The organism is Paenibacillus polymyxa (assembly GCF_015710975.1).
Lineage (GTDB): Bacteria > Bacillota > Bacilli > Paenibacillales > Paenibacillaceae > Paenibacillus > Paenibacillus polymyxa.
Window position 1 is genome coordinate 1,302,058 of sequence record NZ_CP049783.1, and the last position, 20,665, is coordinate 1,322,722.

General features: G+C 41.4%; 20 protein-coding genes, 2 tRNA genes and 3 pseudogenes. 6 read left to right on the forward strand and 19 right to left on the reverse strand.

What is annotated here, in order from left to right:
• Nucleotides 1-5 precede the first annotated feature (5 nt).
• Together G7035_RS05895 and G7035_RS05900 are read right to left on the reverse strand one after the other, a co-directional pair.
• Entirely contained in the window at nt 6-833 is an 828-nt protein-coding gene (locus tag G7035_RS05895) for a TIM barrel protein (RefSeq protein WP_019685993.1), read from the reverse strand.
• A 212-nt stretch (nt 834-1,045) separates the two neighbouring features.
• A complete protein-coding gene (locus G7035_RS05900; RefSeq protein WP_019685992.1) occupies nt 1,046-1,807 on the reverse strand; it encodes an SDR family oxidoreductase in 762 nt (253 codons plus the stop codon).
• Between the two features lie 162 nt (nt 1,808-1,969).
• On the opposite strand from G7035_RS05900, the gene G7035_RS05905 reads away from it, so the two are divergent.
• Nucleotides 1,970-2,881 carry an AraC family transcriptional regulator gene (locus G7035_RS05905; RefSeq protein WP_019685991.1) on the forward strand — a complete coding sequence of 304 codons (912 nt, stop codon included), beginning with the start codon at nt 1,970-1,972 and terminating at the stop codon, nt 2,879-2,881.
• A gap of 345 nt (nt 2,882-3,226) precedes the next feature.
• On the opposite strand, the gene G7035_RS27265 is transcribed toward G7035_RS05905, so the two are convergent.
• The 5 genes and pseudogenes from G7035_RS27265 to G7035_RS05925 form a co-directional block, all read right to left on the reverse strand.
• Complete coding sequence (locus tag G7035_RS27265; RefSeq protein WP_016819455.1) at nt 3,227-3,334, reverse strand: hypothetical protein; 108 nt, start codon at nt 3,332-3,334, stop codon at nt 3,227-3,229.
• Nucleotides 3,335-3,408: 74 nt separating this feature from the next.
• Nucleotides 3,409-3,555, reverse strand: a complete 147-nt coding sequence (locus tag G7035_RS27270; RefSeq protein ID WP_016819454.1) for a phage terminase small subunit-related protein — start codon at nt 3,553-3,555, stop codon at nt 3,409-3,411.
• Between the two features lie 478 nt (nt 3,556-4,033).
• Nucleotides 4,034-4,424, reverse strand: a pseudogene (locus tag G7035_RS05915) (YmaF family protein).
• 951 nt (nt 4,425-5,375) lie between these two features.
• A tRNA-Thr gene (locus G7035_RS05920) sits at nt 5,376-5,462 on the reverse strand.
• A 54-nt stretch (nt 5,463-5,516) separates the two neighbouring features.
• Entirely contained in the window at nt 5,517-5,906 is a 390-nt protein-coding gene (locus G7035_RS05925; RefSeq protein ID WP_019685988.1) for a hypothetical protein, read from the reverse strand.
• Between G7035_RS05925 and G7035_RS05930 the strand changes: the two are divergent.
• A pseudogene (locus tag G7035_RS05930) lies at nt 5,903-6,908 on the forward strand (MFS transporter); the annotation flags it as partial. The gene G7035_RS05925 and the pseudogene G7035_RS05930 sit on opposite strands and share 4 nt — an antisense overlap.
• A 266-nt stretch (nt 6,909-7,174) precedes the next feature.
• Here G7035_RS05930 and G7035_RS05935 read toward each other — a convergent pair.
• Complete coding sequence (locus tag G7035_RS05935) at nt 7,175-8,086, reverse strand: arginase family protein (protein WP_019685986.1); 912 nt, start codon at nt 8,084-8,086, stop codon at nt 7,175-7,177.
• A gap of 15 nt (nt 8,087-8,101) precedes the next feature.
• On the reverse strand, nt 8,102-9,112 hold the full coding sequence (locus G7035_RS05940; RefSeq protein WP_049789161.1) for an NAD(P)H-dependent flavin oxidoreductase: 1,011 nt from the start codon (nt 9,110-9,112) through the stop codon (nt 8,102-8,104).
• 235 nt (nt 9,113-9,347) lie between these two features.
• Here G7035_RS05940 and G7035_RS05945 point away from each other — a divergent pair, with 235 nt between their 5' ends.
• Complete coding sequence (locus G7035_RS05945) at nt 9,348-10,190, forward strand: MerR family transcriptional regulator (RefSeq protein WP_019685984.1); 843 nt, start codon at nt 9,348-9,350, stop codon at nt 10,188-10,190.
• 246 nt (nt 10,191-10,436) lie between these two features.
• Nucleotides 10,437-10,898, forward strand: coding sequence for an ester cyclase (locus G7035_RS05950; RefSeq protein ID WP_019685983.1), 462 nt, complete (start codon nt 10,437-10,439; stop codon nt 10,896-10,898).
• 264 nt (nt 10,899-11,162) lie between these two features.
• Here G7035_RS05950 and G7035_RS05955 read toward each other — a convergent pair whose 3' ends face one another.
• The 10 genes from G7035_RS05955 to G7035_RS05990 form a co-directional block, all read right to left on the reverse strand.
• A complete protein-coding gene (locus G7035_RS05955) occupies nt 11,163-12,581 on the reverse strand; it encodes a helix-turn-helix transcriptional regulator (RefSeq protein ID WP_115293059.1) in 1,419 nt (472 codons plus the stop codon).
• Nucleotides 12,582-12,646: 65 nt separating this feature from the next.
• The gene (locus tag G7035_RS05960; RefSeq protein ID WP_019685979.1) at nt 12,647-13,324 is read right to left on the reverse strand and encodes a terminase large subunit; all 678 of its coding nucleotides are present in this window, start codon (nt 13,322-13,324) and stop codon (nt 12,647-12,649) included.
• Entirely contained in the window at nt 13,318-13,572 is a 255-nt protein-coding gene (locus G7035_RS27275; RefSeq protein WP_019685978.1) for a hypothetical protein, read from the reverse strand. Before G7035_RS27275 ends, G7035_RS05960 begins: the two co-directional genes overlap by 7 nt.
• Before the next feature lie 117 nt (nt 13,573-13,689).
• Entirely contained in the window at nt 13,690-13,836 is a 147-nt protein-coding gene (locus G7035_RS27280) for a complement resistance protein TraT (protein WP_226888802.1), read from the reverse strand.
• Nucleotides 13,829-14,164 carry a phage terminase small subunit-related protein gene (locus G7035_RS27285; protein WP_029514800.1) on the reverse strand — a complete coding sequence of 112 codons (336 nt, stop codon included), beginning with the start codon at nt 14,162-14,164 and terminating at the stop codon, nt 13,829-13,831. The genes G7035_RS27280 and G7035_RS27285 overlap by 8 nt, the downstream gene beginning before the upstream one ends.
• Nucleotides 14,165-14,230: 66 nt before the next feature.
• On the reverse strand, nt 14,231-14,731 hold the full coding sequence (locus tag G7035_RS05970; protein WP_019685977.1) for a hypothetical protein: 501 nt from the start codon (nt 14,729-14,731) through the stop codon (nt 14,231-14,233).
• 36 nt (nt 14,732-14,767) lie between these two features.
• Nucleotides 14,768-15,607: a hypothetical protein gene (locus tag G7035_RS05975; RefSeq protein ID WP_019685976.1), complete on the reverse strand. Its 840-nt coding sequence runs from the start codon at nt 15,605-15,607 to the stop codon at nt 14,768-14,770.
• A gap of 158 nt (nt 15,608-15,765) precedes the next feature.
• Nucleotides 15,766-16,266, reverse strand: coding sequence for a hypothetical protein (locus tag G7035_RS05980; protein WP_019685975.1), 501 nt, complete (start codon nt 16,264-16,266; stop codon nt 15,766-15,768).
• 488 nt (nt 16,267-16,754) lie between these two features.
• Nucleotides 16,755-16,841, reverse strand: a tRNA-Thr gene (locus G7035_RS05985).
• Between the two features lie 334 nt (nt 16,842-17,175).
• Nucleotides 17,176-18,384 (reverse strand): IS110 family RNA-guided transposase, encoded by a 1,209-nt coding sequence (locus G7035_RS05990; RefSeq protein ID WP_115293090.1) that lies wholly within the window; start codon nt 18,382-18,384, stop codon nt 17,176-17,178.
• Between the two features lie 493 nt (nt 18,385-18,877).
• Between G7035_RS05990 and G7035_RS05995 the strand changes: the two genes are divergently transcribed.
• Nucleotides 18,878-19,624, forward strand: a complete 747-nt coding sequence (locus G7035_RS05995) for an SDR family NAD(P)-dependent oxidoreductase (RefSeq protein WP_013369142.1) — start codon at nt 18,878-18,880, stop codon at nt 19,622-19,624.
• Between the two features lie 160 nt (nt 19,625-19,784).
• Nucleotides 19,785-20,131 (forward strand): annotated as a pseudogene (locus tag G7035_RS06000) (winged helix-turn-helix transcriptional regulator).
• Nucleotides 20,132-20,665 lie beyond the last annotated feature (534 nt).

The following is a 20,665-nucleotide window of genomic DNA, read 5'->3' on the forward strand; positions in this document are numbered from 1 at the left end:
CCAAATCAAGGTGATAAGACTTCCATTCCCCTTATTTTCCTGACTGATTCCCTAAGTGCTTCCTGTGGATTCTGATAATAATTGAACCCCATAATCTCTAGTGTACAAGCTCCCTCGTAATGATGGCTCTGAAGACTGGTTAGATATTCCCGCCAATTCAGCACCCCATCATCCAGAGCAAGATGCGCATCAGACAAGCCGTCACCGTCAATCAGGTGGAAATGAACCATCTCCGCAAGTAGGGAGAAATAATCTTCGGGTGTCTCGTTAGCGAGCTGCATCGCTACGGTATCGATCATCCCTTTTAATGAGGGGGAACGAATCTCCTCCAGCATCCTCTTGATTCCCTTAGCATCGATAATTAGATTCGATTCGAATTGGGTCAGAGGTTCCAACGCTAAAGTCACCCCTTCCTTCTCCGCCACCCTGGATATCTGATAGATGGAGTCGCTTGCATATTTCCATGATTCCAATTGTGATACAGCGAAGTCCCCTATTCCTGAAGTCACAAGCATCATGTTGGTCTCCAGCTCCAGAGCCGCGTACAGATTATCTATGAAGTATACGATACTCTTCTGCCGCAGTTGGGAATCGGAAGCAGCAATATTGAAGGGATAGACACACTGTTCCGGCGTATAACAGACGACCTTCATGTCTCGGGATTTCAGTTGCTGCCTTATGTGCCTCAAGTTGCCAAGAACATTCCGATAGACGTATAAATGAGGCTCGCCCGCCCACAACTCGATGTGCTCGATCCCGAGTTCAGTCACGTGATCCAGGAAGTGCTCGAAAGGAAAATGCCTATACGTAATATTCATCCCCGCAATCTTCATTTGCTTCACCCCCCTCTCATGTAAGCGCTTTAATTTGTTATGTCTTGTATTATAACTAAGGGTTACAGTGATTTCAATGCCTTTTTAAAAATAAATAAAAGCCATTCAGCCGGTTCTTAATGTGGGTTGCTCAGCTCCTATAGGGGCAAAAAAAAAGCAAGCCTCAACGAGTACATTTGCTCGTTTGGCTTACTTATCATCCCCCTTATACCTTACATTTGAGATGTGGGGCGAATTACGATCTCGTTCACATCAACGTCAACCGGCTGCTCGATCGCGTACGCAATGGCACGGGCAATCGCCTCCGGTGGTAATGCGAACTGGTCACGAGACTCTTCGAGCCTGGCCTTCACCTCCAGATTCGTCACTCCTTCAGCGAAATTCGTCCGAACCAAACCGGGTGAAATGATCGTTACCCGCACCTTATCACCGGCTTCCTGTCGCAAACCCTCGGAGATGGCGCGGACAGCGAATTTCGTGGCAGAATACACAGACTGGTTCGGTACAGTTTTATGTCCCGCTGTAGAAGCAATATTGACGAAATGTCCGGAACCCAGCTTGCGAAAGACAGGCAGTGCTGCGGCGATGCCGTACAAAACACCTTTAATGTTGACGTCGATCATGTTCTCCCAATCCTCTACACGCAAGTCATCAAGGGGGGAAATCGGCATCACGCCGGCATTGTTCACGAGAACGTCAATCGTGCCGAATCGCTCACATGCCAAATGGATGAGCTTGTTTACGTCCTCCCGCCGTCTGACGTCTGTGCTAGCATACACGACTTCACCCCCAGCCTCCGCGATACGGACCGCAAGAGCTTCAAGACGATCAGGTCGTCGTGCCCCAAGTACGACTTTTGCCCCATGCTCAGCCAGTAAAAGCGTAGTCGCTTCACCAATCCCACTGCTTGCACCCGTAATAACAACAACTTTATCTTTGATTCCGGACAAGGTTGTATTCTGGATTAATCTCATAGCCGAATCCTTCTTTCATCTGGAAATTGTCTTTCGCCTTGAATTATAAGAAATATCAAAATAAAGCAGGTAGACGATTCATACGCGTTCCTTGCCTAATCCTGTCTAGTTTGAGTTACAATATTCATATCAGCTTAAATGAAAAAGGATTGGTGAATAAGTTTGAACCAACTCATTACGGAGTTAGCTAAGCAAATTGCACGGCATACGTCTACGGACGGTTTACACCAAACTGCGATTCCAGAGCTTTGTTTCAGGCGCACATCCGCGGAAACGGAACCGACGCATACCCTCAACATGCCCTCTCTTTACGTAATTGCCCAAGGCTCTAAAACCGTCACATTTGTTGGGGAAAGCTTCATATGCGATTCGTCCAGTTATATGGTCGCATCCGTACATCTACCAGTGATTGGGAAAATTACTCATGCTTCTCCGCAGTTGCCGTACCTAAGTTTACAATTAACACTTAGCCCTGATGTCATTATAGATATAAGCAAGAAATCTAGTTCGCAGAAAAAGGGAGACACGGGAAGGGGCATTTTGGTTAACCCGTCCACTTCCTTTCTGTTAGATGCGATTCTTCGCCTCGTCAATCTTTTAGATTCACCCACGGATATCGAGATACTAGCTCCACTCTACATCCGGGAGATATTTTATCGTGTGCTAGAGGGAGAGCAAGGAGCGCTCCTCAGGCAGTTCGCCGTGATCGGAAGCTATGCACAAGGTATTTCAAATGCAATACATGTAATCAATCGTGACTATTCTGAACAGTTAGTCATTGAAGAGTTAGCAAAAAAAGTGAACATGAACCCAACAACCTTTCACAAACATTTTAAAAGAGTAACGGGTATGAGCCCACTACAGTATCAAAAGATCATTCGATTGCAGAGCGCACGTCGGCTGATGCTCAAGGAAGGTTACGATGCTGCTACGGCAGGATTTCGCGTCGGTTACGAAAGCCCTTCCCAGTTCAACCGAGAATACGCCCGCTTATTCGGACGCCCACCGATGAGAGATATCAGTCACCTGCGTGACATAGAATTCAATATTGGTTCTGCCTTAAATAATAAATAGCCCATCGCCCTGTAATTTGGAAGTAAAGTACACCGTTAAACTAACCGGCAGTAATCCGTAACGGGTATCCTAGACCTCGGATTATAGGGTCTGTCCCGTAGATAATTCCCTAACTTGTCCTCTTTCAATTCTTGCCCTGTTCCCCGTTCTTTTCCATAAACACAGGGACCAACAAACGGCGCCTACGAACCCAGGTGAACTAAAATTCTCCGTAACGTAAGCAATTTCTTTAATTAAAAAGCTCTGCCAACCATAAGGTTAGCAGAGCTCTCTATCTAATTTAATTTCGGGCAAATCTCGGAAGAAACTTGATGAATGCGGGATGTATACAATCTTTTCAAAAAGTTACACCCAACATGATTTAAGGATGATAACTAAAAGGATATAAAGAACCAAGATTGCTGTTGTAGAAGTCCACGTACCGCAAACAGCTGGACCTGCGCATCCACTCATAGCTGTAGCCCTCCTTTATTTATTCTCACCTTAATATATGTGTGAATACACACTGTGACTGGGCATGCAGGTAATTAGAAAGAAAATATCCCACCACCAGTTAAGGTTAGCGAGGAGTTGCTTTGCTTATGTTTAAGCTCCTCCAACGGTAACTTCGCTCCGTCACTCTCTAGCCACATCTGTTTTGCCTTGTCCCGCTCAGGACTCCGTTCTCTCGCCATGTTACACAATCACCACCCCCACGAATGTAAATGCAATTATTTTAATTTATTTAATAATATGATGTGACCTTTGGGCAAAACAAAGAAAGCCCCGAACCAGAAAAGGTTGGAGCTTTCTTCCTTTGTTTGATAGCTTGGTTTAATTAAAGTTCATCTGGGGCACAGCAATAGCGGAAGTCCGCAAAAATGCCACGCGTGGCGGGCCGCTATCCAACCGGAGGATACGCTGATAATCAGGGGGACGTTACAGTATAGCGGCCGCAGCTTCACCATATTTGGGCATTACTTCAACAATTGTTTGCTGGTTCGTACCTGCCTCTACTACAGGAGCTAATATACACTCATTTCATCAATAAGTCCTTATAGTTAAAATTCTAGTGCTTTCTAAATTGAAATTCCCATCCAAATTGCTATCTAAGCATCAGCACCAACTCCATCAGTCCCACTATTTGTATGGGGTTGAGTTTCAAATTGATTACTATCGATATTCTTTCTCATCTCCAGTATTTCCACTGTACCTATGGGCATGAGGAATTCTACCGTTTACTGTTGTATACCCTTCAAAATGATGGTAATGCCCACCACCAGTCAAGGGAATGGCTGGTCCTGTAGTTCCTCTAATTAAATGCGTATGTTGATCGTTAAATGATGTTTCTGCATAATAATTATGAACATGCGGAACACCACTTGGAGCTGGTTCTGTTAACCCAGCGTAATGATGGTAGTGTCCCACATCAAGTGATGTATTCCCTTTAAAAGGATGTACGTGAACATTAACTGGTCTACCATCCCACGAACTAATAAAAAGCATATGCGAATGAATTAGAGCCGGAATCACCGGAATGAACAACAAAACCTGTTATTGGTATTCCATCAGTAGCCTCCTCTCTTTATCAACTGCCATAAACTATGAAAGAGGTAGTGTAAATGTTCAAAAGGCTATTGGAGTTGATTTCCACTATTCGAGTGGGTGGCTAATAGGCTGTCAGAGCGTGTGCATGCCCTCTCTCTGTTCTCTTCTGCACTCCTTCCGGCATTCCCATGTAACGGAAAGAGCACTCAAAATGGCTTACATCCTGTCGTATAAATGCAAAAGAAAAAGCACTCCGTTTAGAGTGCTCACTTTATTTTACATACAAATCGAACCGGCCAATCCTATTTGTGAGATGTTAGCTGCATTATTTGATATCATATAGAACTTCCCATTTTGGAAAACTAGATAAGTGAAGTCTCCATAAGTTGAGTTTTGAGGGTTAGTCTCGGGTGATACAGAATGTATAAAGACTCTACAAACTCTTTGCCCACTATTAAGTGTAAAGTCAACCGTTTGATTTATAAACGAGGCCACTTGATTTGGATTTAGTAGATACGTCGGTCCTCCTAACCCACGTTTCCCACTTTGTCTATTCTGATTTGCATTCTTCATTTTACCCACTCCCTCAGGAATTTTTTCGTTACGGTGTATGCTATTCAATTTTCCCTTAGGCGTTAATGCATAGTTAATATTTGTGTTTTAGCCCAGCTTTGGAATCCTTATCTGGCCGCTGCTCAAACCGATGCTTATCTGCATCCATGTCTTTCCTTCATCGCGACACCGTCGTCATGTTGTTGTCTTCTTGCTGGCCGTTTACTGGCTCCCCATCTTTCGGCGGTACCTTATTGACTTTGCTTTTGCGCTATTCATTCCACTTGGCAGCCATTGGTGCGACCCGCTTTCGGTATTCATCCACCATAAGAGAATGTTAGAGAAATGCTCGTTCCAACAAAAAAGCGCGACCTCCGAAATCCTGGAATCCGCGCTGTACTTGAATTTCATAAGATGCTGGTGAAGGGATTTGAACCCCCGGCCTACGCGTTACGAGTGCGTTGGAATAGAGTTTTGATAGGTTTTACAATGCTCCTATAGCCTATCCAACAATAAATAAGGTTCCGTCAGGTATTACAGATATCCGTATCTTTTGTTAATCTATTTTTATTTGGAGTTCTGTCATAAAGTCCTTATCATTTGAAGCAGCATAATTATTTGGCACTGAAACTTCATATACATTATTTTCTTTTGAAAGGCCTAATAAATCATAGGCTTTTTTTAGTTTACAGAAATACTTGTAATATTCGGTGACAGACCACTTAAAGGCGATGCACATATATGTGCCTTTTGGAATCGAATCAACATGAACATCTGATGGTAAGGAAGTTAAATCCATTTTAGTAGTAGAAGTATAGAGGCTACTGTAGTGGATTTTTTCTATCGAATTATAATTTTTTAGCAGATATATATATCCACATAGAGGAGCCAATATTGTATCTTCGTTTTCAAGTGTTTTAGACAATATCCTGAAATATATACCCATTCCTGACTTTACTTACTTCCAGCATTAATCGTAAAGTCATCTTATTAACTGCTATCTTAGTGTTTGCAATTTCTAATATTGTCTATGCATTTACAACCAAATTTGAAGTCATGTTAGCTTTCCGGATTATTCCTGCTATTATTCACCCTGTCTATTTATCAATAGCTCTTGTGACCGCAGCTCAGCTTGTTCCTGCCGAGAAAAGCAGTAAAGCCGTGAGCAGAGTTTTTGCCGGATTATCAGCTGGATTGCTTTTGGTGTGCCGCTGACTTCTTATTTCGCCAACAAAATTTCTCTGGAAGTTGCTTTTCTATTTGGAGCGGTTATAAGCTTTATAACTTTTATCGGGATCCTTGTCTGGCTTCCTTCCATGCCTGTTAAGGATAAAATGTCTATTGGCAATCAGCTCAGCATACTGCGCAAACCTCGATTATGGATAGCAAACATGGCTAATATTTTCATCTTTGCAGCTATGTTTGCTGTATACAGTTACTTTGCCGAATATGTTGGACAAATCACCCGTATGAACGGATCGTGGATCAGTATGATGTTGTTGGTCTTTGGTGTCACCATGATTGTTGGGAACTTTTTGTTCGAGGGTTTTTTGCATAAAAATATGACAAAAACTGTAGTCCTGTTTCCCTTGTTGTATATGGCTATCTACTTATTCATTTACTGTTTCGGTTCTTATTTCCTTCCGATGATATTGATCGTATTTATTTGGGGGGTAGCGCATTCCGGGGGATTATTGTCGGCCAAAGCTTGTTAATGGCTGAGGCAAAAGAAGCACCCGAATTCGGGAACAGCTTATTTGTCTCATTTTCCAATGTTGGCATTGCGATAGGGACTTTGGTCGGCAGCTGGTTTATTTCTCACTTCGGCATACATCAGTTCATCTGGTCCGGCATCATGTTTGCATTGCTTACGTTCTTGTCGGTCATCCTAATAACGGCGATTTCCAGGGCATCACATGTCAGAAATGCTATCGGTAATCAGGATTAATTCATGGAAAGCATTTCTTTTTTACAAGGAGTTTTTTTCACATCTACTCTAGATTCAAACCGATTGCTCATAAACAGCTTCTGTTTGACTCCGGTGTAATCTTCACCATTGCGCCGCCGTATAAAATAGCCCCGGAGCAATCCGGGGCTTTAATATTCTGGTTAATGGACTCATGCTGCCCGTGTCCGAAACCACTAAAGAATTTACAGGTACTGTTTTTCACTAAATGTACTCATAGATTGATGTTTGTGCGTGATATAAACATTCTATAGCGTCCAGTTAACAATGGGTTTGTCTTTTTTATTTATATCCCCTATTAATGGTAAGCGTTGTAGCATATTTTGCAATGCCATTGCATCCCAAGGGAAATGTTCGGTTATACCCAAACCTACAATTTGATGAGCTTTCGCTACGTCCTGAAGTACTCGTATAATCGTTTCGATGCTAGATCCTTTTGGAGTATGCCCCAACATTTTATCGTAAGTATCAGGATTAGCAACTAAAAGAGAACGGAATTCCCTCAAATCCAGTACATCTAAATCTAAATGAACAATAACTTTAGAAGGTTTTCGTAATTCTAGCCATTGAAGCACCTTGGAACTGTCCTCATTAATATCATCTGGAGTTACAATGTCCATTTTCATATCTCGTAAAGGCTTAGAATGAAGTGCCTCAATCATATCGTTTAGACCTACAAATAATACCTGCTCTGGTTTAAATGGTCGTGGCACTTCTGCAACAAATTCTTTATCTCCCACACTTAACAAATTAGCAAGCACATGGGCATGATGGTTGGGCCAATCCTCAGGAATGGAAACGTCGGGGTGTGAATCAACCCATAGCAAAGCAGTATCTCCATCGTATTTTTCATTTAAGTAAGCAAAAGGAGCAAGCTCTACACCGCAATCGCCACCAAGTACAATAATACTATCGGGGTTATGCTTATGAATTAATCTTTTAGCTGAACGAGCTTGATTCAGTAATGTACTCTTAGCAACAATCCCCTGCTCTTTTTCAAGGCTTGCATCTAGATCGACGGGTACTTCTTCAAAAGGACCATCCGTTTTAGGCGCTAGCCAGTTTAACAAATGGGCTCCAAGAACGTACGGTGGATTGTTTCCACCTTGCCATTGTGGCATGAGTAATCGAAGCGTCTTGCTCTTTTCCATTTCTAGCATGTAACATCCATCCCTTCAACATTCATTTTTAAAGTCAGCCATCAATTCCTTGACGATGTCTTCACATGTCTTTACTTCCGTAATGAGATCTATAGCCGTATTTACTGAAACAATTCCCTCATCCATCTTTCCTTCCAGCATTCCTGTGCGAAGACCACCATTCTCACTTATCTTTTTATCTACTTGGTCAGAAGGCATTCCATTTCTGTACAAACCCTCATATTCTTGAGCTGCTTTATTAGGTATGGAGCGTTGAGTTGACGATACTGAAAGCAGGTCAGTCCCTTTGGAATAAATGATTTGTTGTTTTGTAACATCTGAAGCAGGACATTCATCCGAAACAATAAAACGAGTCCCTACATAAACTCCTTCAGCACCGAGAGCAAATGCCGCTCTCACACCACGGATATCATTAATTCCACCTGTAGCTATTACCGGTATATCCACTGCATCTACTATTGTGGGAACAATTGAAAACGTTCCAATTGAGCGCTGAGGAATAACTCCACCTTCATCATAACCAGTGGCAATAATGATATCTGCACCTGCCTCCTCTGCCCTTTTTGCAGCTTCTGTAGTAGGATTTAATTCACGATGGATCAAAATACCACCCTGGTCCTTAATCTCTTTAAATACCTGTCGATTTACTTTACCAACAGTTACAAAATGTTTTACCCCTTCCTCAAAAGAAACATTGAGAGTGGTCCGAACGTAAAATCCGTTATCGTCCACTCCTTCTTCTGGTAGGATTATGTTCACAGCAAAGGGCTTATCCGTCAGTGATTTAATTTTACGTAGTTCATTGCGGATTCTTTCTTCAGTATTAATTCGTTTAGACCCCACCATTTTTGGACCAGCGTTGGGACCTAACACTCCCATTCCCCCTGCATTTGATACAGCAGCAACCATGTTTGCATCTGTAATCCAGTTCATGGCAGCTTGTACAATGGGATATGTTATACCAAGTATCCCGCATACTCTATTATTGTTTATCAGTATAATCACCTTACCTTCTTTATTATTCATATCTAAGTTATGTATCAGATCATAAACCCTATAGTAAGAATAGGGTCAATCAATAAATTAGTAAGTAATAAAAACAAGATTGTATGGAAAATCTATTTATTGACTTTCTAAACTGTTGTACCTATATTACAAAAAAGAACAATACACTCCTAACATGAGCTTGAAAAATGGATTTTAGATGAGTTTGGGCAGTTGAATTGGTTTGCTTTTAAAGCGATTAGAAAGGAATATTTAAATGAACGAACATTTTTCAATTGGGGAAACTGCGAAGTTGAACAACATTTCTATTCAAACATTGCGATATTATGATAAGTTAGGTATTTTCAAACCGGATTATACTGATCCAGGTAATGGTTATAGATACTATCATATTAGTCAATTTTTTTATCTAGATATTATTAAATACTTAAAAAGCATACAAACTCCATTAGAAGAAATTAAGCGGATTATCCTAAATACCCCACAAGATATGTGGAACTTTTTGCAGCAGCAAGAGGCTGTAATTGAAAATGAGTTTAAAAAAATGCAGGATGCAAAGTGCATATTGGAGAAGAAAAAACGTCAACTAAACGAACAGCTGGAAATATGCGGGAAAGAAAGAGGAGAAGTTTATTTTCGTAGTATAAAAGAAGAGAAGATTTTGATGATGCCTACACCATCTCTCACTCCTTTTAATGGTCGTCCAGGTCTATATGTTCGAAAGTTGGCTAACGTGTTAGAGGATAAAGGATGTATAATTGACAATCAGTATGGATATATATTTAATTTGAAACCCTATAAAGATACTGACATTAATTATGAGTATATTTATACATCAGTATCTGAAGAAAGTTTAAACATAGAAGAACCAATGACCATAGGTACTATTACCTCAGGTGATTATGTTTGTATTGCGTTCGATTCGTCAGAGAATAATAATGACTATAACCATTATTATCAAAAGCTCTATCATTATATTGTTTCAAATCATATTCAAATCGATGGAAAAGTATATGAAGTTTCTCTTCCTACAAACTATAGTTCATTAAAAGAAGAGACATTTCTTATAGAGTTGAGAGCAAAGAGAATAGACCAGTAAAAAAGATCCTATAGTATATATAGGGTCTTTTTTCTTGCGTTCTTTTTCATGAAGAAAAGTGAATAAGGAAAGAACTTTTTCGTTTATAAAGGTCTAATGTTGTATAATATCGCACAAATTAGAGGGACAATTTAACTTTTAAAATTCAAACAAAAATTATTTGACCCTATTCTTACTATAGGGTTTATGATTTGTTTCGTAGAGCGCTACTACTAAATTTGCAAAAAAATATTAGGAGGAACTATTTTGAATACACTAGAGAATAACAAAGAGATTGTTCGAAAATTTATTACGGAGGCTTTACCAACTAACGATGTAGATTACGTTCGTCAAGTAGTCTCGAAAGATGCTGTTACACATAGAGCTGGTTTTGCGGCTCTTTATGAAGCTACTGGCGATGCAATTCCGAAAAAAGGGAATTTTTTAGAGTGGATGAAGGAAGGCTGGGCTGTACTTCACGGTGCATTAAGTGACCAAAAAGTTGAAATGAAATATGTTGTTGCAGAAGGAAATAAGGTAATTGCACAGTTTCATTACTATGTAACACACAAAGGTACATTTGTTGGAATGCCTGCTACCAATAATCGTGTGGAGTGGGATGAAGTTGGTATCTTTGAATTTAATGATGATGGACAAATTACGGATATGTGGTACATGTGTGAAGAAATCAAATTGGCAATGGAAGTAGGATTTAAACTAGACAAATAAAAAGTAATTCTGTTGTGTTATATTTTCGAAAATTCCCTGCTCTTAGTTCATTAATAAAAGGATCCTTTTCTTGTGTGACAAACGGAATGAGCTTTAATTTGAAGCCACTGTCAATCTTTTGTATAACAAATAACCCCGCCGACCAGTTAAGGTTAGCGGGGGATTTGTTTTACTTAGATTTAAGCTCCTCCAATGGTAACTTGAGGCTGGATACTATGGTGGTTAAAGGCTTGATCCGGCACAGTAACAATAAATAATAAAAAGCTAGCCGCAATGATCAGCAGTACCGTTTTTTTCAACATTAGTCATCCACACCTTTTCAATAAGATTTAAAAAACTAGCTTTGGTTTCATGAGATGCATATTCCCGAAAATGCGAAAATAGCCCCATACAATTTATAAAGTAAGTCTCATTATTCAGTATATGATAACTTACCATTGAATACATCAAATGTTTAAAACCATCATTGTAGGAGCCTCGATGTAAATAATAATAAGCTAACTCGTAACCAAACCACGCAATATAGTCCGGTATCACTTGTTGTGTATACATATCATCGGATAGCGGATGTTCAGAAAACGAATTAATCTCCGATTCAAATCGTTTGAGTATATCGTCTACATCTATGCTATATTGGTTTGCGGCAATTATAACATTGAGCAGTTTTGATATCTTCTCGTTTTCGTTAGTCGCTGATGTCGCTACAATATATTCAACATAATCATGCAGCACATTTATATCACCTGATAAAAGTTTATATACGTAAGTATTACCTTCTGCCCAACTTTTGAACAAGCTAATCCAGTGCCGGGTATCTTCGTCAGTCTCCATTACCCAATCTAAATTAGCGTAGGTGTATGTATAGTCTAGAGCTTGTTGATAATCGTCTTGGGCTTCACAGACGCTTGCACACAACAGGTCAGCATAGGAAATGTATACAAACAATGGACGGCTTAGCTTATCAGTAAATTCAGTGTGTTCTCGACTGTTCTGTTGATGTTTCAGTGTATATTGGATTTCGGCTTTAGCTCTCATTTTCTTCGCCATTTCGTCAACCTTGTCCCATTTACGCAAAGACCTGTACACGTTAGCTAAATCCTTCAATGCGTCAAGCTGGTCTATTTCATCAAGGCGCTCAACAAAAGCTTCAAACACTGCTGCTGCCCTGATATTACGGCTTTGGTCGTCTCCAACTTGAATCGTGAATATACGATATTGGCAGACTGCCAAACGTTCAGAATGTTGATATTTCTCCGCTTCAGCTACCCCCTCATACAGCAACAATGCAGCCGCATGTCTTTCCTGCGACAACAATTCCTCTGCAATTTCAAATAGCTTGGGTGAATACAGTAGATTATCCATGATAGCTCCCACTACTCGGCGGATCGCCTCCAGCTTGTCCAACTCCGCACATCGAAACAAAAGCGGCTCGATTCGCCTCATATTGGGTGGATGATCGATGATGTAGTTTTCTATAAATAGATCATAAAAGTGACCTTCTGGTAAGCCCATAGCCTCAGTGATTAAATCAAGCTGGTTAACAGACATGGACTTATTCCCTGTCACAATGGCGCTTACGATTCCCCTATTCATGCCTGCTACATGCCCAAACTGCGTTAGACTCATGCCCTCTTGTTGTAAATATCTATCTAATTCCGCTCGAATCGTAGGTGTATGCTTCATGACATAGCCACCCTTCGCATAGAAATCCCAGTATTTTATAATAATTTACTATTTTTGCCCATCAATTAACCAGTTGTCAATATCTTTTTTTGCGAATTATGTATAGCTGCCAGTAGGGACAATAGATGCCTCTTTTTCTTCTTGGCAGGCCAGAATGCCACTTCTGAAGCATGCAGGTAATGGATGGTGTCCGAACGGGCAAGCACCCGGCTTTCTGCAGTCTGTACAGTGATCTTCGATTTGAGCCCCGGATTCATCCGGCGGTCCGCTGTCCGAATCGTTGGATTTTCAAAGGTGAGTTTTTTAGCATTGTTCTTTCGGCTCATTGGTTTGATGATTGCCGGCACCTTTTCATAATAGAACTGGAACATATCGTACAAGTTGCTGGAGGCATCAGAAGACTGCGCAACGATAAATGCGTTCTTGGCTTCTTGGAGTGAAGTGAAATAATAGATCAGCGCTTCCGTGACAGTGGAAAAACCCATCTGCCGGGCTTTAAGAATGATAATACGGACAGGCTTGCCAGCTTCGATCTGCCTAAATACTTCACGTACAAATGTCCGTTGAGCATCATTGAGCGTCAGCGGCATAATGCGGCCGCTCTTCGTCTTGATCTTGAGCATGCGCCAGCAGAATTGTTCAAAGTCGGCTAGGATTCCCTTTAGCTCGTCGAGTTTTTCAGGCCGATCCCTTAGCCGCCGCTTGGCTCGTTTTCGATGCTCCTTAGCAAGAGTAATTACCATTCGTCGTCATCTTCCTCATCGTCTTCATCGCCTTCATTCCCTTCCGCGCCCCCATAGCCTAACAACTTGCGTTTATCCAATTCCAGCCGTTCACGAGCAATCTCCAGCTTTTCTTCCACCTGCTGCAAGCTGGCAATAAGGTTAATAACCCGAAGCTTTTTATCACAGGTTTTAACCAATGCCTCTTCCTGTTTCAAAATCTTATCCAGCTTGGAAGTAGTGACGGTCGTAATTTCCGCGACCTTCATCCCTTCAGTTTCAACAGACAGATTGATCTGCTTCCCTGTTTTCGGGCTAGTGTAAGGAACCTTGTCTTTACGCTGGTGTAACTCCTGTTTGATCTTCTTTTCCTCGTCGGTCAGACCTTACTTAACCCGGCGCATGTGCCGTCGCTCTTGGATAGACAGCATAATAAGCTGCTCGTTGAGTTGCACCAAAGGAGAAGTATCAATTTGAACAAACATGTCCTGTTCTTCTGGCTCCAACGTGTCCAGAAATATGGTTTCATACATCCCTGTCTTGAGGGCCTTCTGTTGCGATATGGACCGCCCGGCCCACCACTATTCCATTTTGCGTTTTGGTTACCTGGGGAGCACCGCCACGATTGCCGACAGCGTTTTTGTTCCCTTTGGGCGCTCCTCGTTTGGTAACGTTACTTTTGGATTCATTGGTAACGTTACTATTCAGATCGTCTGCCCATTTGTCCTGTGACTTCCATTTCCGGACCTGAGTCTCTCCAACAGAAAGAGCGGCGGCGATGTCTTTTAGCTTCATCGCTCCGCCGCTCTCCAGCCGCATCTGTTTTGCCTTTTTCCGCTCAGGACTTCGCTCTCTTGCCATGCTACACAATCACCACCCCCAACAAAAAAAGCGAGCCTCATTGGCTCGCTCTCCCAGCAATTATATTTAAAAATCCGTATTAGTACTAGTCCGAACTCCAAGCTTTCCAGACATGGGACCAGAACCACTACTTAAACTAACATAAAATTTCCCTGCGGACCACGCCTTGCTTGAATTTAATAGTTCATCGAATGTTTTACCCGGTTTTACCGTTCCACTGTACTTTTCCGCACCAGACGCACTTCCCTGATTTACGGTAAAGGATATAGTAGTGTTTCCTGTATTTCTCAAGTACAATCTTACATATCCATATCCTGGTTTAATATCAAAATCAGCAGAATCATTAAATCCAGCTACTGGACGATCGACAATTTGTCCATCAGTAGCTTGTGGAGTAATGACATGGTCGCCAGTAGTTGATTTGCCAGCATTTTTGGTCGCAATACTGGATGTATTCGCAGAATCAGGCGCATCTGATCTTGCAAAGATCGCACTCGGCACGACAACAGCCCCCAACAAACTAATAGATAAGGCTAATGGAAAAAATATTTTTTTCTTTTTTACCAATTTCATTACTCCTTTGAGTTAAAAATAATTCACAAGCTATTGTACATCCGCAGGCTGTGTACCAACGACTCCCCAAACATGTCCATCTACTTTATAATCGGCACCACGCCATTGAAGTATGTAATGTCCAGAACGCATACCAGATGAGTAGCCTTCATCTGTGCTTCTCCAAATAACTGTGTCATGAGGAGCAATTGGTAAAGCACTGATGTATTCTTTGTTCGAACCGTCGTGTGTCAAACTAACTTTGACTGGATGATCTGAATAGTTCTTTATACTGAGTTTGACATGTCCATGCCCCTTAGGGATATCAAAGGAAGTTGCTACGGTAGCACCTCCGCTTATTCTGACATCAATAACACCAATACCCCTTTGAGACGTTACTTTGGCAGAATTAGTTCCTGACACACCCCATGCTGTGACATGCACAATATCGCCGTTAGCTCTCCATTGTATTTCATAATTTCCTGAGCGCAGCCCTTGTGGAAAAGAATTTACACTATCCCAGAGCAATTTTTTATGAGCGCCAATAGTCTTAACAATATATTGTTTTCCACTGTCTGTATGCACCAGGCTAAAGGTGATGGTTGAATCGCCTCTATTTTTAGCAAAAATTTTAAGATGCCCGTATCGCGGATCTAATACAAAACGTGATACGGGGTCCTTTTTGTCGAAAATGTCATCAAAAACATCTCTTGATTTTTGAGGAGTTATGACTTGGTCACTAATAGCAGATTTATCATTTTTGATCGCAATACTGGATGTATTTGCAGAATCAGATGCATCTGAACTTGCACAAAACACACTCGGCACAACAACAGCCCCCAACAAACTAATAGATAAGGCTGATGAAAAAAATATTTTATTCTTTTTCACAAATATCATTTCCCCTTTGAGTTATAAACGAAGCAAGGAAAGCTTCAAACCGAATGGCCTGAAGCTCTCCTCGCTTCGTTCCAGTATAATTAAAAACTTCTCCAATCAAGCTAGCTACCAGTTAGCTTTTTTATACAAAACTTTATAGCTTGGTTTAATTAAAGTTCATCTGGGCTGTTGGCTGATATACCCCATGCTGTGGCGTCTACATAAGCTCCGCCTGCACGCCACTGTATTTCATAGTCTCCTGAGCGCATTCCGTTTGAAAAGCTATCCTTGCTATACCAAGTAAATGGTTCACCAGCACCCACATACTTGGTAAGTAAATAATCTCCACTATTGACATGCTTTAAGGTAAACGTAAGCGTCGCCTTGGTGCTGTTTTTTACACGAATCTTAACATGACCATATCCAGGAGATACGGAGAACTCTGTTAATGGTGACTTGCCGTCAAGGACCACATTAAAAAGGTCTTTTGTTCTAAAAAGACCTATATCATGATTGCCAGGTGTTTTTACCTCATCTTTGGTCCCGTAAGTCGACGTATTTGCGGAAGTACTTACAGCATTGGAATCCGCAAAAATTGCATTGGGTACGGCAACAGCCCCGCCAATAATACCTAAAGCTAGGGCTGATGCAATTAAATGTTTCTTCTTCAAAGCTTATTCCTCCTATATTTGTATATTTAACTACCTCCTCATCCTACTAAAAGATTCCATGTTTTTAATTCTTCTTACAATATAATCATATTATTGTTTAATAAATCCATATTTATGAACCAACTAGCAAGACTATTATGTGCTTTTACAGCTCATCCTTTTGAAGCTTTATATCCAACTCAATCAGACGATCTAAGTCCTGGACCGTCTGCATTTTCATATTTCCAGCCTACAGATCTTTGACCCACTGGGTGATAGCTGCGCTAATCTTAGCGCCGCAGCAAGTATGCTGCTCGCATCAGTGATTGCATTTTCACCACTAGTTATTTTTACGATTGTTGCACTTGTGTATTTATTAGCAATAATGCTTGGTGCGACACACTTTCGGTATTCATCCCATAAGAGAATGTTAGAAGAATGCTCGCTCCAACAAAAAAGCGCGACCTCCAAAAAGCTTGGAGGCCGCGCTGTGCTTGAGTTTTATAAGATGCTGGTGAAGGGAATTGAACCCCCGGCCTACGCATTACGAGTGCGTTGAAATAAAGTTTTGATGGGTTTTACAAAGCTCCTATAGCCTGTCCAACAATAAATAGGGTTCCGTCAGGTATTACAGATATCCGTATTTCGGTAGAAGATTTGGTAGAAGTAAATAATTGAGGCAACAAGTACAAGGCAGATGCCTTAATGGTCTCAAGTCCCTCCGTCTCATCTCCAGATCCTTCATAGCAGCATCCTACGGTCGCCTGCTGAAAACTGTAGACTGAACCGCGACGTTAAGCTATACCAGCTAATAGCTTGTCAAGATTACCAGTAAAGTGATTCTAAATCATGTGGTATAGTTAAAATGAGCATGCCAAATAACCCTCCAATTTCCGTTGTGTCTTGGAAGGTTATGCCAATGATAATCTTTTAAATTGGACGAAATTCCTTTTTGTTTTTCAAGATTGCATAAAGCCAATGGATGAGCTTATTTGCACATGCGATTAGAGCTACTTTATGTGGTTTTCCTTCTGCTCTCTTGCGATCATAGAACGCTTTGAGTCGCATATTTCGGGAGCGTATAAGCCCACACTGGACAGCCATTACCAGTGCGTAACGCAACTGCCTGGAACCACGTTTTGTGATTCGATTTCGAGTTGCTGTAAATTTTCCGGAAGCAAAGACACTCGGGTCAATGCCTGCAAAAGCCACTAGCTTTTTAGGATGATCAAATCGGTCGACTTCTCCAATTTCAGATAAAATTGTTGCAGCAATTTTATGCCCAATACCGGGAATCGACTGAATTAATTCATGCTCTTCAATTTCTTCAGCCAGAGCATCTATGTTCTGTTCCAGTTCAGCAAGATGCTCTTGGTACTGAAGAATGAGGGTAATAAGAACTTTCAAATTGATTAAGTGGCTTGCATACATGGTTTGCTGAAATGGGTTTTGCTTTGCCGCGTCTAGCAGTCGCTGAACCCGTTGGTTAATCCAGCCCTCTGAACGCCCCCGTTTCGAAGAAAGTAGTTCTTTCATCTTAGCTTTGAGTGTAATTTCATCCGTCTGCAAAACTGAATATGAGGTTGGAAATTTACTTAAAAACCGTAGTGAAATACGGGAATACATAGCTTCAAAGACGCCTTTGTAAGCTGGGAAAACCTGATCTAAAACGGCTTGGAATTGCAGCTTCGTCTGTACACACATCTTTGAAAGGGACTCATACTGTCTTGTAAGATAGCGCAGATTGAGAAGTTGCACACCTCTTTTCTTAAAAGGTTCAAACTCTTCCTTGTAGTACAACTCTCCCAATAGGTAAGCGTCCACAGCATCCGTCTTTACTTTACGAAGATGAGACTTTCTAAGCCGATTTGAGATGAGCGGATTAATGACAATGTAAATGTAGTGATGTTCTTCTAGGAACTGAACAACCGGACTTTGGTAATGGCCGGTTGCTTCTAGAATAAGTAGAGGACGTAGTCTGGATGCAGTCTCAACATCCTTCAAAACTTGATGTAAATTTGCTAGGCCATCACGAGTGTGCTCGAAGTGGAATGTCCCTCTGAAGGGCTTTCCGCGCGCTAAAAAGGCTTGTCCATGACTTTCTTCTTTTGAAATATCTAGACCGACAACTGGATTCATTTCATCTCTCCCTTTAAGTTTAGATTCCCCGGCATCCCTAAGGTTCTTCTTGTCGCTCCATAGCATCGCTTGTTATACGGGATCTTACGTCCCAACCAGCCTCAATCATGGTCATGACAAGTAGGGGTGAACACTATAGCGCTCGGGTTCAAGTCCCACGGGCAGGTACGTTCGACCAGGCTACCTTAATCCTCTATGCAAATGAAAAAAGGATCAACCAGAAAGAACTGGTTGATCTCATAATACGAACGGGCAGGATAGTTCAAATACGTGGTATCATGTGGTGAGTAATTAATGGAGCTCACTTCCATCTGTTAGGCTGTAAAAACAAGCGCTTGTGCCGCCTCAATTATCACTTTTTGGTGACTATATCACAAAAAAGTGGGTACTGTTTTTCTTGTAACTTTTCCCCCATACTATCGTTCATAGGAGGTTCATGAAGCAGACAGAGCATTCTATACCATATAAATCATTATAAAAGGAGTGTAATAGAATGGGGAAATTTGACGGGAAGGTAGCAGTTGTAACCGGAGGTACAAGCGGCATCGGTCTCGCGTCGGCACAACAGTTCGTAAAAGAAGGGGCTTACGTTTTTATCACGGGACGCAGACAACGTGAACTGGATGAAGCAGTAAAGCAGATCGGAAAGAATGTTACAGGTGTCCGAGGTGACATATCTAAATCGGAAGATCTAGATATATTATTCGAAACAGTTAAGCGAGAAAAGGGACACTTGGACATTCTCTTTGCAAATGCCGGACTAGGGTCATTTCTTCCATTAGGAGAAATTACAGAAGCACAATACTACAAGACTTTCGATGTCAACGTGAAAGGAACCATCTTTACAGTACAAAAGGCATTAGCTTTGTTTCCAAATAAAAGAGGTTCGATTATTCTAACGGGATCCACTGCTGGCTCGACGGGGATGCCAGCGTTTAGTATCTATGGTGCATCCAAGGCAGCGATCAGACAGCTCGTCCGCAGCTGGATTCTTGATATGAGAGGGACCGAAATTCGTATAAACATCCTTAGTCCGGGAACAATCGTAACGCCGGCGTACGATGAGTTATTTGGCTCTGAACTAGATCATTTACTGGAACAGGCAAAAAATGATATTCCGCTCGGCAGAGTGGGGCAGGTTGAAGAGATCTCCAATGCTGTCATGTTCCTAGCCTCTAATGAAAGCAGCTATATGAACGGCGTTGAATTATTCGTAGATGGCGGAGTAGCTCAAGTTTAACCAGGACATAATAATTTTCAAACGACAAAGATTTTTAAATCAACTTAAATGCGATTGTATTATCCCCTCCATGTAACGTTCAATTTTTCCTTCAGTGATCTTTGAAGGATCAAGCGATACATGAAGGGGATATTCTTAGATCGGGAGATGGTGCATTGATATGAAAACATTTTTCTGTGAACTGGAAGTTACACTAGAGGTTATCGGAGGAAAGTGGAAGGGGCTTGTTCTGTACTATTTAATAAAAGGACCTAAACGGACGGGAGAGCTCAAGCGACTCGTTCATAATATATCGCAAAAGATGCTGATTCAAACTCTTCGGGAACTGGAAACAGACGGATTAATTCGCAGAAAGATGTACAATCAGGTACCGCCTAAGGTGGAATATTCAACGACGGAACTGGGTCAATCACTTGAACCCATTTTGAGATCGCTTTGTGATTGGGGGGGAATTACGCAGAGCAATCCTTCGCTCCGGGCGAGATTGAGATTTTGTATCTGGATTAACTGTCGGGGGACAAGAGCATAGTCCCATTTGAAGTCGCTATTTTAGCGGCCTTTTTGTTTTATCGTTTTACGTTGATGTTTTCGAGTGATGAGCAATATTCTAGTACAGGTTACTTCGTAATTAACAAGGTGCACTACAAAACTAAGGACACAAAACTTGTCTCAGAGATTAATAAATACGTCTTGGATTATGGCAAAAGCATCATGCCCCAGCTGTTGCCAGGAGTCTGAGCAAACAGGTAAGCGGTTGAGGCTAATGACAATGAACCCATTACGCTAACGGGAAACGTTAGTTCAATGAAACAGATGAAGCAGCGACAGTCTAGGGCATATTTTCTCGTCCTAGCCTACCGTTGTTTCTTTTATTGTAGTTATCAAAACTTTATTTTCAACATACAATTAAAGTTGATTCATATCAGTTCCGCCTTAAATGTCCGTCTGTAAGCAATTTTTCAACTAAAAAGCTCTGCCGACCATAAGGTTAGCAGAGCTTTTTAATGACGTTTAAGAACCTCCAACCTGTACAAGAATCTG

Bases quoted from the DNA above. Each gene is read 5' to 3' on its own strand.
- G7035_RS05955 (WP_115293059.1), bottom strand. From the start codon at position 12,581: ATGAAGCATACACCTACGATTCGAGCGGAATTAGATAGATATTTACAA.
- G7035_RS27270 (WP_016819454.1), bottom strand. From the start codon at position 3,555: ATGGCGAGAGAACGGAGTCCTGAGCGGGACAAGGCAAAACAGATGTGG.
- G7035_RS05925 (WP_019685988.1), bottom strand. From the start codon at position 5,906: ATGGGTATATATTTCAGGATATTGTCTAAAACACTTGAAAACGAAGAT.
- G7035_RS05900 (WP_019685992.1), bottom strand. From the start codon at position 1,807: ATGAGATTAATCCAGAATACAACCTTGTCCGGAATCAAAGATAAAGTT.
- G7035_RS05960 (WP_019685979.1), bottom strand. From the start codon at position 13,324: ATGGTAATTACTCTTGCTAAGGAGCATCGAAAACGAGCCAAGCGGCGG.
- G7035_RS05995 (WP_013369142.1), top strand. From the start codon at position 18,878: ATGGGGAAATTTGACGGGAAGGTAGCAGTTGTAACCGGAGGTACAAGC.
- G7035_RS27285 (WP_029514800.1), bottom strand. From the start codon at position 14,164: ATGGCAAGAGAGCGAAGTCCTGAGCGGAAAAAGGCAAAACAGATGCGG.
- G7035_RS05895 (WP_019685993.1), bottom strand. From the start codon at position 833: ATGAAGATTGCGGGGATGAATATTACGTATAGGCATTTTCCTTTCGAG.
- G7035_RS27275 (WP_019685978.1), bottom strand. From the start codon at position 13,572: ATGAAGGTCGCGGAAATTACGACCGTCACTACTTCCAAGCTGGATAAG.
- G7035_RS05990 (WP_115293090.1), bottom strand. From the start codon at position 18,384: ATGAATCCAGTTGTCGGTCTAGATATTTCAAAAGAAGAAAGTCATGGA.
- G7035_RS27265 (WP_016819455.1), bottom strand. From the start codon at position 3,334: ATGAGTGGATGCGCAGGTCCAGCTGTTTGCGGTACGTGGACTTCTACA.
- G7035_RS05945 (WP_019685984.1), top strand. From the start codon at position 9,348: ATGAACGAACATTTTTCAATTGGGGAAACTGCGAAGTTGAACAACATT.
- G7035_RS27280 (WP_226888802.1), bottom strand. From the start codon at position 13,836: ATGTATGAAACCATATTTCTGGACACGTTGGAGCCAGAAGAACAGGAC.
- G7035_RS05935 (WP_019685986.1), bottom strand. From the start codon at position 8,086: ATGCTAGAAATGGAAAAGAGCAAGACGCTTCGATTACTCATGCCACAA.
- G7035_RS05940 (WP_049789161.1), bottom strand. From the start codon at position 9,112: ATGAATAATAAAGAAGGTAAGGTGATTATACTGATAAACAATAATAGA.